Origin of the sequence: Granulicella aggregans (genome assembly GCF_014203275.1) — a bacterium.
Classification (GTDB): Bacteria; Acidobacteriota; Terriglobia; order Terriglobales; family Acidobacteriaceae; genus Edaphobacter.
Genome location: NZ_JACHIP010000001.1, coordinates 1,028,372 through 1,041,885, shown reverse-complemented (window position 1 = coordinate 1,041,885; position 13,514 = coordinate 1,028,372). Strand labels below are relative to the sequence as shown.

Sequence of the window (13,514 nt, the reverse complement as noted above, 5' to 3'; positions counted from 1 at the left end):
CGCACAACTTACAGCGAGAAGACTTATTCCACCGGAACAGGCTTCGGCTGCGGATTCAGCTTGTTGTCAATGAAGCGCTGCTGCGCCTCCAGCACCTTCATCCGTGCGAACGCCGCATCGCGCCATCCCCGGACTTCGACCCGCTTGCCCTCAAGGTCCTTGTAGATCGCGAAGAAGTGCGTGATCTCGCGCAGCATGTGCGGATAGATCTCTGAGAAGTTCCAGACATCCTTGTAGCGCGGATTGCCTTTGCCGACGCAGAGGATCTTCTCGTCGCCCAGACCCTGGTCGGTCATCTCGAGCACGCCGATCGGACGAACCTCCATGACGCAACCGGGAAAGCTGGGAGCATCCACAAGCACTACGCAGTCGAGCGGATCGCCGTCCTCGCCCAGCGTGGAGGGAATGAAACCGTAGTCGCCAGGATAATGTACGGGCGAGTAAAGATTTCGATCCAGCCGGAAGACGTGCAAGTCCTTGTCGTATTCGTACTTGTTGATGCCTTCGCTCGGGATCTCGATGACGGCGTTCACGACCTCGGGGCACTTCGGCCCGACTGGGAGCTCCAAATAATTCGTCATGGTTTCAGTAGTCTCTTCTCGCTTCGATTTGTTGGATCGTTTTGGTGCAGACCCATGCGGGTCAAAAGGTTTTGAAAGACCCGGGCGCGGACCGCACCCTCTGCCGGAGATCGTACACCAGCAGGGATCTGAGTAATGCGGGCCCTGAGTATGATGATCCTATTCTAAATGACGCCGCCCACCCTTTGGCATCTTCGATGGACCTCCTTCACACGTTTATAATCAGGCTTAATGAAGGCTCACGTTTACGTCACTCTCAAACGCACGGTGCTTGACGCCCAGGGGCAGACCGTCGCCGACGCGTTGCGTCGCATGGAATACAAAAACGTTACCGATGTCCGCCAGGGCAAGTACTTCCTCCTGACCATCGAAGACGGCATTGACCCGGAAGAAGCTCGCGTCGAAATCGAACGCATCGCCCGCGAAGTCCTCACCAACCCGGTTATTGAAGAGTTCACCTTCCGCACCGAAGCCTGATCCCTCCGCGAAAGCATCACATCGGGTGTCCCGTTCATGCAGTCTCACCGTACGAGCGGGACCTCCCGCCACTAGTACCCGATCGTGTGCAGATAGAACACAACGCACGAAGCCACAAGGCAGTAGATCCCGAACAGATACCACCGTCCCGACTCGAGCCAGCTGCTAAGCCACTTCAGCGCTACAAGACCGGCGAAGAAGGCGAATACAGCGCCGAGAAGCGCGCTCACGATGGTTCCATGCAAATCAATCGGTGTTCCCGCCGCCGTCGCCTCATGCGTCGCCTTCAAAAGGCGCAACAGTTCACGAGCGACCACTGGGGGAGTCAGCACCACGGCCAACGCGAAGCTGAATCGTTCAGCGCGTTCCTTCGTCGCGCCAACCAGCATTCCGGCAGAGATCGTCGCGCCCGAACGCGAGAAGCCCCGGAAGGGAAGACATAGCCCCTGCACAGCTCCGATCCATCCTGCCTGTCGCATGGTTACGGTGGCTCCAGCGCGGAGATCGGCGGAGTGATCGACAAAGGTTGCCGTGCGCCGCTTCTCGAGCAGACCGGCGATCAGGATAATCACGCCAGCCGCAGCGAGCGCCGGGGCCACCAGATCCAGTCGCCCGAATAGCAGCTCGATCTCCGCCTTCGGGGCACCCTTGAACGCGGTCTTCTCGATGATCTTGATGATGACTTCGCCGATGACACCGGTCAGCAAAGTTGCCCAGACGATCCGGATCGCCACGCGCTTGAACGAATCCGCTGTCGCGAAGTAGCTCTTTTTCCACTGATTCCAAAAATAGGCGATGACGGCGAACATGGTCCCGGTGTGCAGCATCACCAGCACCAGTGTCATCTGGGGAGAGGACGGATCGAGTCCAAGCAGCTTTTCCGCCACCACAACGTGCGCCGAGCTGGAAACCGGCAGGAGTTCAGCAAGCCCCTGCACGATGGCAAGGATCAAAACCTGAAAAATTGGCATGAGCCTATTTTATAGCGTCTCGATGAACGGTCCCTTAAGACACCCCAACCGTTGTCATCCTTCGCCGCAGGCGGAAGACCTGCTTCTCGACCGCCACAAGCATGAACCTAGTCTCGATCATTGCCAAAGATCGAAATTCCTTGCGCGACGCGATACGCGACGCTCGCTGCCCGCGCCGTGTAATCCGACTTCGGGTACTCGGCCTGCATCTCCGCCGCTAACGACTTCGTCCGCTCCGCCGCCGCATCAGCCTTCTTTTTGTTTTCGTCGACCATGTACATCGAAACCAGCACCCCCTGCCGGTACGTCGCGTCGTAGAGCGCCTCGTCCGACTTCGGCCCGCCCGGAAACTGCTTCGCATACTTCTCGTACAGCCCGGACTCCATCTCCGGACACTTCGGCAGCCCCTGCCAGTCACCGCAAAGCTTGTTGTCGATCAGGTAGAACGCGGCCATAGCTGCCCACTTCGTACTGGGATACTGCTTCATCAGACGCTTCATATCGCCTTCGTATATCTGGGGTCGAAGGTAAGCATCCTGCTCCTTCGCCGAAGGCAGCGAACTCACATCGAGCTTCTCCAGCCGCCACCTAACGTCCGCCGACCGCCAAGCCGCCTCAGGTGCGAGCGGCGAGTTGGGGAAGTATTCCGCCACCCTCCGATACATCAGGTGAGACTGCACTGCCGCGTCCTTTGGAGCATGCGGCTGCTCGGCTTCACTCTCAAGATTCGCCGCCGCTCCAAACAAAATTGCGTCTCCATTAGGTGTCGAGGGTGAGACAACCCCCTTGTCGCGTATCCATCCCGAGGCCGGCGTCACATTGTCTTCGTCGGACAGCTCAGGGACGTCGCTGTCGTCGGTCTTGTCCGCGATGTCGGTGTTCGCGAAGACCCGCGCCCATTGTCCGTTCCGTTCGGTCACCACCACCTCGTGCCCCGGCGTCACCAGCGAGATCCGCTGCGAGTCCGCATCCGCGTTCACATACACGATCGCCTGATGCAGCAGCGTAGCCTTGGCCGATCGGTCATACCCGGACTGGTTGTCCTTGCTCTTCTTCTGGCCCGACGCCACACCCACACAAGTCACGAGCATCAATCCCGCCACGCCGCATACCTTACCGATCATTCGCCCCTCGCAATTATTTCTATTAGACGCCCACTTACAAGCCGCGACACCATCGCCCGAAGCCTGGTCTTTCTCCTTCACCCGAAATTTCAACTACGTGGAAGTAGAAAACTCTCATTGGCGAGTGTAGATTTGCGACATGAAGGCTCTTACGCTGAGTTACCCCCTTCACGCCGCTCTGTCGATGACACTCTTTGCCGCTGTTGAAGTGCTCACCGGATGTGGCGCGGCTGCCCCCTGTACTTACACGAGCGCCGTAACGATCTCACCTGCGGTCGGTGCAGCCGACCATCTGGCGGTCGCCCCCGGAGACCAGCAACAGTTCTCCGCGCTCTCCCAGCGAGAGCCGACGACAGCCTCTGCCGGTTGTGCTGTCCCGACTGCCAACCCGACTAACGTCACAAAGCTCACGCCAGCATGGACCGTCTCCGATTCCACGAACGTAAAGATCAGCTCAGCGCAGGACGCCACAAACGGCCTCGCGACCTGCATCGGAACTACGAAATCCACGGTGACCGTAACTGCGCTCGGTGCTCTCACGGCGGGCGGAGCCACCAAAGCCCTCGGGACCGCAACTCTGACCTGCAAGTAGCTCGCTGTGACTGATAAGTCAGGCCAATACTGACTCTGCCATGAGCTGATCTTTCAACTCTTGTTCGATGTTTCCGCCGCTCAAAATCACGACAACGCGTTCAGCCTTCGGCAACTCCGCGGCATGAAACAACGCAGCCGCTAGCGTCACCGCCCCGCTGGGCTCCGGCACTAGCTTGGTCGACTGGAGATAGAACCGCGTAGCCGCGAAGATCTCCTCTTCGCTTACCGCCACGATCCCGTCCACATACTTCAGCACATGCTCGAAGTTCAACCGCCCCAACGACTGTGTCCGCAGCCCATCTCCGATTGTCCGCGTCGTCTTCTCTGCTGGCCACTCCACCAGCGTTTTCGTTTCAAAAGACTCCTTGGCATCGGCGGCCAGCTCCGGCTCTGCCCCCCAGACTTTCACCCCCGGCGCTGTGAGCTTAGCGGCGGTGGCAGTGCCGCTGAGCAAGCCGCCGCCGCTCACCGGAGAGAGGATCAGCACCTCTTCACCCACAGGTTTTCCGGTGGCCTCTTCAAGCTGCTCCACGATCTCAAGCCCGCATGTTCCTTGCCCTGCGATGATCCTCGGATCGTCGTACGGTGGGATGATCGCGTACCCAAACTCCTCCGCAAGCTCTTCCGCTTTCTTCTTCCTGTCGGAGCTGGCATTGCCCACCAACACAATCTCCGCCCCCAGCGCAGCCGTCGCCTCGCGCTTCACTATCGGAGCGTTCCCCGGCATCACGATCACCGCCTTCGCTCCCATAACGCGAGCTGCGTAGGCCACGCCCTGGGCATGGTTGCCGCTCGAATACGTGATGAACCCGCGCCCCGCCGCACTAGGATCATGCTCCACGATCGACGCGATCATGTTGTAAGCCCCGCGCAGCTTGAAGCTGCCAATCGGCTGCTCGCTCTCGGCCTTCACGAACAACTCGAACTTCGGAGCAGTCAATCCTGCTGCGGCAAACATCCCCGCATTGATCCGATGCAGTCCCGTCCTCACGGCAACGTCCGCGATCCTTGTCCGCGCATCTAGAAAATCCTGAAGCCCAACCAGCATCACATTCTCCTTCTATCCCGCGAGCAACGCGAGCGCCACGCGAAGCCCAATACAAGTCACGAAGTGACCGCCGCCCGCGCAGGGCACCCGTTTCTACTTTTTCTCTGCAGCTCTCATTACCTTCGCAAAGAAATCGATCAGCCGCCACTCATCCCCAAGTGTAGGCTGGCTGCTCTCAAAGTCGATATGCGAGATCACCGGACTGACCAGTGCCGCCTTCAGTACCTGCGGCGGTAGCTCTTTCGCCAGCCATAGAGTTTCCGCGGAAGGAATGATGTTGTCGGCTTCGCCATGCATCAGATACACCGGCACCGTCAGACCGGTCAGCTTCCCATGGGGAGATAGTTCTTCGAGCTCCTTCATATGCCGGATGCCTGAAGCCACAAGCAGCTCCTGGGTCCCATCCAGTTCCGTATCCATGAGGTGCCTGGCTTCAATCTTTTGTACCGCAGTCAGCGCCGCCATCGTCGAGATCTCCGCTGCCTTGTCTTCGTACAGATGCGCCCGCAGCACAGTCTTGATCGCCGGGACATCGGCGGGAGGGACGAAGTCCTCAACATATTGATACTCGAGAACCAGCGGGCCATACTCATGCGGCTTCAACTCTTCAACTGACCCGTTCGGTCGGGCGTCGCGTCCTGTCCGGTAGTACTCGGTCACCCGTGCCATGGAGTCCTGGGACCCCACCGCCAGCACAAATTTGAAGGCCGTCTTATACGCGGGTTCCGAGGCCGCCACCAACGACAGGCCGCCCGAGAAGCTCAGCCCTACGACACCTACCTGCGTTCCAGTTTGCTTCGCAAACCACTTCGCCGACTCTCCAATCGTCCGCACCGAGCTTGCATCGACATGGTAGTCCTTGATGTCCGGAAGCTCCGGCGTCAGCACCCGTATCCCGCAGTTCGAGATCGCCTTTGCGAACGCCTCAAGTCTCGGCTCGTCAATCCCGAGATGATGCACCCCATGCAGCACTACCAGCGCTGGAGTATCCGTCTTGCCCGTCGGCAGATACTCACGTGCTCGCACGACCTGCTGTGAACCGTCGCCAGTGGGGATGGAAAAGTTGATGTCGGTGATCGTGATCGGCGCTGCGACGGTCGCGGCAATCATCCGCGGAACCGGCTGCCCGCCCAGTATCTTCAGGATTGCCACGGCCTGCAGATGTGTCCGCATCCACGGCCACACCACCAGCCCGCAAATCAGCAGGGAAGCGACCACCACTACGCCAGTCCGAGTCCAGTTTCGCCGCTTCGGCTCCTGATGCTGCCGTATCGAACGCAGATGCCGCAGCGAAGACCCCGGCCGTACCAGCGCTCGGCTCAGGTGCTCCAATCGCTTGCGCCTTGTCTTGTGGTGTTGAAGATCGATCCCGCTCATGTTGTCTCACGAGCATACCGCGTCGTCGACCCGGTGATCGATCACGGGCTTGTGCCGGCGGAGCTTCACTTGCGGCTCGGCGACCCGCAAGACAAGCCCTATAGGGTTATGTGGCTGTAGCCCCTTTTGATTGTTTGACATAGAAGCAGTAGCGTTGCGCAAATGGCTCATTATGAAAGACTTATTCCTAAATACTTCATTGCGCGTGGCTTAGTGGAATACTCCACCCCTTATCTACCTGCAACGCACCAAAGGCACAGCCGAAGCTGTGCCTTTGTTTTATAACCAAGCGGTTTCGCTGAAGCCTCAGATCTCCAAAATCACCGGCATAATCAGCGGCCTGCGGCTGGTGCTCTTCTGAATAAACCGCTTCAGATCGTTGCGCACCTTCTCCTTGACCACGCCATAGTCCTGCTTCTCTTCCGCGCTGGAGTTGTTCAGGGTCTTCTGCACGATGTTCCGGGCCTCGTTGATGACCTGTTCGTCATCGACAGCGAAACCGCGCATCACCAGTTCCGGCAGGCTCTCGACCTGTCCCGTGCGCTTGTTGATGGCGATGATCGGCAGCAGAATTCCGTCCTCGGAGATATGTTTGCGGTCGCGAATCACAACATCCTCGACCACTTCAATCGAGCCGCCCGAATCGATGCATACCCGACCAGTCGTGACCTTGCCATTCTTGACGGCGGTGTTCTTGTCGAAGTCGAGAATCTCACCGTCTTCGAGCAGGATCACCTTCTCGACCACGCCCATCTCGCCTGCGAGTTCCGCGTGGCGTTTCAGGTGGCGGTAGTCGCCGTGGACTGGGATGAAGAACTTCGGCTTGACCAGGTTGATCATCAGCCGCAGCTCTTCCTGGCTGCCGTGGCCGCTGACGTGGATCAGACCCTGCGTGCCGTCGTCGTGGATCACCTTGGCGTCGCGGCGCTCCAGGTGGTCGATCATCCGGTAGATGCCCTTCTCGTTGCCCGGAATCACGCGCGAGCTCATCAGAACGGTGTCGCCCGCGTCGATCTTGGCAAATTTGTGGTTGTTCACCGCAGCGCGGCTGAGCGCAGACATCGGCTCGCCCTGTGTCCCCGAGATCATGATGCAGACCTTGTCCGGAGCCATCTCTTTGATCTGCCCCGGATTGATGATCAATCCCTTCGGCAGATCGAGATAGCCCAGATCCTGCGCAATTTCCGTCGAGTTATCGAGCGAGCGGCCAATGATTGCGACCTTGCGGCCGTGATTGTGCGCCAGCTCCATCGCCAGTCGAATCCGGTGGATCGACGACGAGAAGCAGCTGAAGAACAGCTTCTTCTTGGTGCGCGCGAAGATCTCATCCAGCCGCGGCCGTACGGCCCGCTCGCTCGGCGTATAACCGGGGCGATCGACGTTGGTCGAGTCCTGCAGCAGCGCCAGAACACCCTGCTTGCCCAGCTCCGCAAACGCATGCAGGTCGAAGGGCTTGCCATCCGGCGACGAAAGATCGATCTTGAAGTCGCCCGTATGCAGCACCACTCCGACAGGAGTGTGGATGGCGAGAGCCACGCAGTCTACCAGCGAGTGCGTCACCCGGATCGGCATGATCGAGAACGGCCCAAGCGTGAAGCGGTGCCCTGGAAGCATCTCGATCAGGTCGGCGTCATCGAGCAGGCGATGCTCTTCGAGCTTGCCTTCGACATACGCCAGCGTGAACTCCGTGCCATAGACCGGGACGTTCAGCTCCGAGAGAATCCAGGGCAAACCGCCAATGTGGTCTTCATGTCCGTGCGTTAGTACGATCGCCTTGACCTTCGACCGGTTCTCCACCAGGTAGCTGATGTCGGGAACGACGATGTCGACGCCCAGCAGTTCTTCTTCAGGAAACATCAGGCCGGCGTCGATGACGATAATGTCGTCTTGCCAGCGGAGGGCCATGCAGTTCATTCCGAACTCACCAAGGCCCCCAAGGGGTATCATGCGTAATTTATCTTGAGCCATCAACTTTTGAGTTTAGCAGTAGTGTCCCCGTTCGCATCCGCATCCAGTTCCCACAAATCACGAATAAGGTAACCCCGAGTCGCTTACACTGGCTTGCATGAGCGCAAAGCACAAACAGACGATTCAGGAGCTCGCTTCGGCCCCGCGCAAAGTTCTTGTCCGGTTCGACCGGCCATTCGATGCAGGCTCAACCTCCGGATACATTCTCGATGCCGGGCCGGATTTCTTTCTCCTCGCCACGATCGACGACACCATCCATTTGGACGGTTTTCTTTGTCTGCGCTACAAAGACGTCCGAAAGCTGCAGGCTCCAGCAAAATTTGAGACATTTGTCGCAGCCGCCCTCAAGCAGCGCGGCGAACGGATTCCGAAAGCGCCCTCAGTCAGTCTGGCCAGCATCAGCGACCTGCTTCTTACCGCCGCGACCGCGTTTCCACTGGTTACGGTCCATCGCGAGAAGATTGCGCCAGAGTTCTGTCATATCGGCCGCATTGCTGGCCTGAACAAGAAGCAGGTCGCTCTCCTGGAGATAGGTCCGGATGCTCTTTGGGATGACGAGCCGAGAATCTACTCTCTGAAGGAGATCACCCAGGTGGGCTTTGGCGGCGGTTACGAGGAGGCCCTCATCCTCGTCGGCGGTGAACCCCAGACCTCCCCGTCAATTGCGCCCTAGCCTGAGCGTCTACCGCAGCAGATCTTCGAGCGCCAGAGACAGCTCCGTCTTCTCATCCCGATACTTTACGATCACCGGCGTGTAGACACTCAATCCCCACTCCGCGCCCTTGCCCTTGGTGATTCCGCGCGAGCCCGGCACCACGACAGCGCCTTCAGGAATGATCAGTGGCATCTCCGCTGTGGCCTTCAGTACCGTCCCATTGACCAGGTCGTAGACCGGAGTTCCGCGCGTTAGTACCGTTCCCGCCGCCAGCACGGCCTTCGTGCGCACGATCGTCCCTTCATAGACCCCCGTGTTGCCGCCTACCAGCACATCGTCCTCGATAATCACGGGGCTCGCATTCACCGGCTCCAAAACTCCGCCGATCTGCGCCGCCGCCGAAAGATGCACGCGCTTGCCGATCTGTGCACAGCTCCCTACCAGCGCGTGGGAGTCGACCATCGTCCCCTCGTCCACATAGGCTCCGACGTTCACGTACGCGGGAGGCATCACGACGACGCTCTTCGCGACAAAAGCTCCCGATCGCACGCTCGATCCGCCGGGCACGACGCGCACGCCGTCGCTCACTGCGAACCGCCGAGCCGGGTATGTCGCTTTGTCCACAAAGCCGAAGCCTTCGGTACAGCCCATCTCGACCATCTGCCCGAGACGGAATCCGAGCAGAATCCCGCGTTTCACCCAGGCATTCACTCGCCATCCAATGGCTGAAGCTGCATCCGGCTCCGCCGACCGCAGCGTGCCTGCTTCCAGCGCTCCGCGCAGCTCCAGGAACGCCGTCATCGCATCATTGTTACCAATCGCATCCGCGCCCAGCGCGAAGAAATGCTCAATCTGTGTCTCAAGAAGGGAAGTGTTCGTAGAAGTCATGTTTCTTAGATTGTATCGGCATGAGCCTGCGGATTATTTCTCGCAGGGGCCACGCTCAATCAAAGGCGGAGAATAGGTTCGTGTGGCATCGCTGTAGGTCTCAACTTGGCACGACACTTGTCGGTACTGCGAGCCATCAAACGAATACAACGTTAGACCTGTCTGAAATGCAGACATGTGGGTATATATCAAGATTGATGGCGGTCCATGATGAGCCCGACGCAATACCCTGATTCCGTTGCCGCCGGTCTCGAGAACCATCCGATTTTCACTATCAAGCACCCACACTGCACAGTTGCCGGTGGCCCCGCACAAAGGCGTACCCCAACTTTGAATCAGGAGAAGCGTTCCGGCTCGAGTACTTACCTCTCGCATGAAAAGTTCGCGTCTTACTTCAGCGATCTCTTCTGGGTCGAGATCAAACTCCTTTGCGCGTCTTTGAATCCCTGGCTCAAGCGCTTGGAGAATCGCTTTCTGCCGACTCAACGGAAGGTTCGAGATGCGAACTGGAAAAGGCTGCTCGCCGATAGACCATAACTGTCCTTGCGCACTAGAGCAGAATGCGATCGCAGCCAGAGCCATCATCAGGGAAACGAGCCTCATATTCGGCTCCCTTAAAACATCCTCAAATCGGCCCCGCTAGGCGGAGCCTCCACCAGCAGTCCCAACTCCCCCGCAATCCGCTCCAGCTTCCTCTGCGTCGTTGGCGAAACCTTCACCATCGGCAGCCGCACCGCATCGTCGCCGATCTTCCCCATCAACGAAAGGACCGCCTTCACCGGGGCCGGGCTCGGCTCCATGAAGTTTGCGGCAAGCAGCCGGCCGTAGTGCCGGTTGATCCGTCGCGCCGTCGCCCAGTCGTTCTCGAGCGCTGCCCCAACCATCGCCGCCATCTGCCCAGGAATCTCGTTCGAGGCCACCGAGACTAGTCCGCATCCGCCCACCGCAATCGCGGGTAGCGCCATTCCGTCGTCGCCCGCAAATACGCTGAAGGCTCGCGGCAGAAGGTTGATCAGTTCCGTGATCTGCGCGATGCTCCCGCTCGATTCCTTGATGCCGATGATGTTCTTCTCTTCGGAGAGCCGAAGCACGGTGGCGGGTTCTAAGTTCGCTCCCGTTCGCGAAGGGATGTTGTAGAGCAGCACGGGAAGCCCAACCGCCTGCGCGATCGCGCGGAAGTGCTGGTACTGGCCCTCTTGCCCGGGCCGGTTGTAGTACGGGTTTGCCGTGAGGATACCCGTCAGCCCCGGCATCTGCGCAAGTCGCTCGGCTTTAGCAACCGCCTCGCGCGTCGCGTTGCTGGTGCAGCCCGCGAAGATCGGTACTCGACCGTCCGCCGCGCCAATTACCACTTCGATCGTCCGGAGCCACTCCTGCTCGGTCAGCGTCGCCGCTTCGCCTGTCGTCCCGCAGGGAACCAGGAACGAGATGCCCTCTTCAATCTGCCAGTTCACCAGCGCATGCAGCGCCGGCTCGTCCACGCTCCCATCCCTGCGAAAGGGAGTTACAAGAGCGGTGCCACAACCCATCAAATTCATAATCTTCGAAGTTTACCGCTTTTCTTATAACGACGTGTCCTGCGCGGACGGCGGTCACTTCGTGACATGTAATGGGCTTCGCGCAGTCCTCCCGTTGGTCGGGATCAGCACGCGAAGCGGTATACAAGTCACGAAGTGACCGCCCCGCGCGTAGCGGGCCTTTTAGACCCACTCCCCGCTTCGCATCAAGGGCTCGGCCGTTCCATCTTTCGTCATTCCATCGACATCCATCTTCCCGGACCCAATCATCCAGTCCACATGGATCAGGCTGGAGTTCGCTCCCAGCGCCGTCAACTCGTCCTGCTGCATCTTCTCGCCGCCGATCAGGCACGTTGCATACGCCTGTCCCAGCGCGATATGGCTCGCAGCATTTTCGTCGAACAGCGTATTCCAGAACAGCACGCCGCTCTGCGCAATCGGCGACGAATGCGGCACCAACGCCACCTCGCCCAGCCGCCGCGCTCCGTCGTCGGTCGAGATCAACCGGTTCAGCACGTCTTCGCCAGCGGTCGCCGTCGCCGAGACAATCTTTCCACCCTCGAACTTGCAGGTGATGTTTTCGATCAAAGTCCCCTGGTGGGACAAGGGCTTCGATGCCTTCACAAATCCATCCACGCGGTCCTTGTGCGGCGTGGTGAAGCACTCTTCAGTAGGAATATTCGGGTTACAGAAGATCCCGTTGCCAGCCTCGCCGCCGCCGCCTGCCCAGAGATGATCGTCTGCAAGCCCAACGGTCAGGTCCGTCGTGCCGTCTTCCGACTTGAAGCGCAGCGAGTGGAACCGCTTCGCATTCAGCATATCCACGCGCTTCTTCAAATTCAGGCCATGCTGCTTCCACTCTGCCACCGGATCCTCGCCGGTTACGCGCGAGGCCAGGAAGATCGCATCCCACAGCTTGGCCACGGCCACATCGACTTCTTCGCCCGGGAAGACAAGCTTCGCCCACTCCGGAGTTGCGGCAGCCACAATCGACCAGTTGATCGCATGCTTGGTGATCAACTCCATCGCGGGCTTGCCTGCCTTCGAGGCAGCAATGTTTGCCCGCGAGACCTTCGCCGGGTCCTGCTTGGCGAGGAGCGCTGGATTCGCCCCGGCAATCGCCAGCCTTGCCGCGCCGCTACGAAACGCCGCAGCCATCGAGTCCGCCATCCACTGCGCGGCGTGGTCGAAGCTCGCGTCGTCAGCATACTTGTACCGCGCCAGCACTGACGGATCGTCGCTGTAGAAGCTGGTCACCAGCAGCGCTCCGGCCTTGTAAGCGTGCTCGGTAATCCGGCGCACCAAAGGAAGTGCCTCAAGCGGTGCGGAGATCAGCAGCTCCTGCCCCTTGCCAAGGTTCAATCCAACGCGGACAGCAACTTCCGCAAAACGGTCGAGCTTCTCCTCAAAAGTAAGGGAGGCAAATGTAGCTGGCACGGAAAGTACAGCGGTAGCACTCATGCGTTAAAAGTAGGTGTCAAACCAGTGAAACGCAAGCGTAGAGACCACGGCGGCAGCAGTTCGGGAACAGCTTCCGCCTATTGCCGACCGTGTTTGATCCCTTCGAAGTTGACGCTATTCCGAAATAACACGATCAAAATCAGTCGCAGCCTCTTCAGAACTGGGTGTACACCTCGTGGAAATCGAAGCACCCGGTGCGAGTAGAGAGCCACTCAGCCGCACGCACTGCGCCCTCCGCAAATCCCCTCCGAGAGAAAGACTCATGAGTTAGCACCAGCCGGTCGGAGGCGCTTCGCGCTTCCAGCACATGGACGCCCATCACATCGCCCTCGCGCTTGGACTCGATACGGATCTCTTCAATGTCCGAAGCCTCTTCGACGATCTCGCCCAGCGTGATCGCTGTTCCCGAAGGAGCGTCCAGCTTGCCCGCATGGTGTGTCTCGGAGATGGTGTAGTTGTATCCAGCGCCCTTGAGCGCGGCACCCATCTTCTCAGCCAGCTCCAGCATCACCTGCACGCCAATCGAGTAGTTCGTACCGTACATCAACCCGGCACCCTTGCGCTCCGCGAGTCCGCGCATATCGCTCAGCTTGTCGTACCAGCCGGTCGTGCCAATGACCATCTTCGCGCCCGTCGCCAGGCACGCGCGCATGTTCTGGACCACGGCATCGGGCGTTGTAAAGTCGATCACTACGTCGAACCCCGCCACGAAAGGCGCGGTCAGCGCCGCTGCGTCGCGATTCTCTTTTGCATCCAGGACGTGTACCCCGTGCCCTCGTTCATGCGCTATATCCGCTACCAGCTTGCCTGTCTTGCCGTGCCCAAGGATCAAAATCCGCATTGCGCTTCAGTC

The 13,514-nt window shown here is 59.3% G+C and carries 13 protein-coding genes; 3 read left to right on the top strand and 10 right to left on the bottom strand.

Going from position 1 to position 13,514, the window contains the following annotated elements; genetic code table 11:
• Window positions 1-23: 23 nt before the first annotated feature.
• Window positions 24-581, bottom strand: a complete 558-nt coding sequence (locus HDF16_RS04470) for an inorganic diphosphatase (protein ID WP_184213898.1) — start codon at window positions 579-581, stop codon at window positions 24-26.
• A 231-nt stretch (window positions 582-812) separates the two neighbouring features.
• On the opposite strand from HDF16_RS04470, the gene purS reads away from it, so the two are divergent.
• Window positions 813-1,058 carry a phosphoribosylformylglycinamidine synthase subunit PurS gene (purS, locus tag HDF16_RS04465; protein WP_184213897.1) on the top strand — a complete coding sequence of 82 codons (246 nt, stop codon included), beginning with the start codon at window positions 813-815 and terminating at the stop codon, window positions 1,056-1,058.
• Between the two features lie 71 nt (window positions 1,059-1,129).
• Here the strand turns inward: purS and HDF16_RS04460 are convergent, their stop codons facing one another.
• Window positions 1,130-2,029: an undecaprenyl-diphosphate phosphatase gene (locus tag HDF16_RS04460; RefSeq protein WP_184213896.1), complete on the bottom strand. Its 900-nt coding sequence runs from the start codon at window positions 2,027-2,029 to the stop codon at window positions 1,130-1,132.
• Window positions 2,030-2,136: 107 nt separating this feature from the next.
• Window positions 2,137-3,153 carry a hypothetical protein gene (locus HDF16_RS04455; RefSeq protein WP_246408643.1) on the bottom strand — a complete coding sequence of 339 codons (1,017 nt, stop codon included), beginning with the start codon at window positions 3,151-3,153 and terminating at the stop codon, window positions 2,137-2,139.
• A gap of 139 nt (window positions 3,154-3,292) precedes the next feature.
• Here HDF16_RS04455 and HDF16_RS04450 point away from each other — a divergent pair, with 139 nt between their 5' ends.
• Window positions 3,293-3,745: a hypothetical protein gene (locus HDF16_RS04450; RefSeq protein ID WP_184213895.1), complete on the top strand. Its 453-nt coding sequence runs from the start codon at window positions 3,293-3,295 to the stop codon at window positions 3,743-3,745.
• An 18-nt stretch (window positions 3,746-3,763) separates the two neighbouring features.
• On the opposite strand, the gene HDF16_RS04445 is transcribed toward HDF16_RS04450, so the two are convergent.
• The 3 genes from HDF16_RS04445 to HDF16_RS04435 all read right to left on the bottom strand — a co-directional run bounded on the left by HDF16_RS04445 (window position 3,764) and on the right by HDF16_RS04435 (window position 8,140).
• Window positions 3,764-4,795, bottom strand: coding sequence for a threonine ammonia-lyase (locus HDF16_RS04445; RefSeq protein ID WP_184213894.1), 1,032 nt, complete (start codon window positions 4,793-4,795; stop codon window positions 3,764-3,766).
• A gap of 93 nt (window positions 4,796-4,888) precedes the next feature.
• Window positions 4,889-6,172, bottom strand: a complete 1,284-nt coding sequence (locus tag HDF16_RS04440; RefSeq protein WP_184213893.1) for an alpha/beta hydrolase family protein — start codon at window positions 6,170-6,172, stop codon at window positions 4,889-4,891.
• Between the two features lie 306 nt (window positions 6,173-6,478).
• Window positions 6,479-8,140, bottom strand: a complete 1,662-nt coding sequence (locus tag HDF16_RS04435) for a ribonuclease J (protein ID WP_184213892.1) — start codon at window positions 8,138-8,140, stop codon at window positions 6,479-6,481.
• A 97-nt stretch (window positions 8,141-8,237) separates the two neighbouring features.
• On the opposite strand from HDF16_RS04435, the gene HDF16_RS04430 reads away from it, so the two are divergent.
• On the top strand, window positions 8,238-8,813 hold the full coding sequence (locus HDF16_RS04430; protein ID WP_184213891.1) for a hypothetical protein: 576 nt from the start codon (window positions 8,238-8,240) through the stop codon (window positions 8,811-8,813).
• 9 nt (window positions 8,814-8,822) lie between these two features.
• Here the strand turns inward: HDF16_RS04430 and HDF16_RS04425 are convergent, their stop codons facing one another.
• From HDF16_RS04425 to HDF16_RS04410, 4 genes are all read right to left on the bottom strand, one after another.
• The gene (locus HDF16_RS04425) at window positions 8,823-9,683 is read right to left on the bottom strand and encodes a 2,3,4,5-tetrahydropyridine-2,6-dicarboxylate N-succinyltransferase (RefSeq protein ID WP_184213890.1); all 861 of its coding nucleotides are present in this window, start codon (window positions 9,681-9,683) and stop codon (window positions 8,823-8,825) included.
• A gap of 614 nt (window positions 9,684-10,297) precedes the next feature.
• Window positions 10,298-11,221 carry a 4-hydroxy-tetrahydrodipicolinate synthase gene (gene dapA / locus HDF16_RS04420; RefSeq protein WP_184213889.1) on the bottom strand — a complete coding sequence of 308 codons (924 nt, stop codon included), beginning with the start codon at window positions 11,219-11,221 and terminating at the stop codon, window positions 10,298-10,300.
• A 162-nt stretch (window positions 11,222-11,383) separates the two neighbouring features.
• Window positions 11,384-12,661, bottom strand: coding sequence for an aminopeptidase (locus HDF16_RS04415; protein WP_184213888.1), 1,278 nt, complete (start codon window positions 12,659-12,661; stop codon window positions 11,384-11,386).
• Between the two features lie 154 nt (window positions 12,662-12,815).
• Entirely contained in the window at window positions 12,816-13,502 is a 687-nt protein-coding gene (locus HDF16_RS04410) for a 4-hydroxy-tetrahydrodipicolinate reductase (protein ID WP_184213887.1), read from the bottom strand.
• Between the last annotated feature and the right edge of the window lie 12 nt (window positions 13,503-13,514).